Annotated in this window: 1 protein-coding gene; it reads right to left on the reverse strand. The window is 42.0% G+C overall.

Features of this window, described 5'->3' with window-relative positions:
* Positions 1-3: 3 nt before the first annotated feature.
* On the reverse strand, positions 4-393 hold a 390-nt coding region (locus NE544_RS12120; RefSeq protein ID WP_305145750.1), incomplete at its 5' end, for a malic enzyme-like NAD(P)-binding protein.

A 393-nucleotide genomic window follows, 5' to 3' on the forward strand; every position in this document is an offset into this window, starting at 1 on the left:
ACTCTACTCACGCACTACACCACTTTCTTTTGCCGCATCTGCAACTGCTTGAGCCACAATATCCGCAACTCTTGGATCTAAAGCGGAAACAATAATATGTTCACTATCCAGCATATCTTCTGTAATCATTGAACTGATCGCATAAACAGCCGCTTCTTTCATCGCATCATTGATACAAGTAGCACCTGCTTTTAATGCACCTTTAAAGATACCCGGGAAAGCCAACACATTATTGATTTGGTTTGGATGATCACTACGACCTGTACCCACAATATAGGCACCAGCTTCTTTTGCGTCTTCCGGTTCAATCTCAGGCACTGGATTAGCCATTGGGAATACAATTGCCTTTTCATTCATAGACGCAATCATTTCTTTAGATACGATATGACCTGC

Origin of the sequence: Holdemanella sp. MSK.7.32 (genome assembly GCF_024460475.1) — a bacterium.
Lineage (GTDB): Bacteria > Bacillota_I > Bacilli_A > Erysipelotrichales > Erysipelotrichaceae > Holdemanella.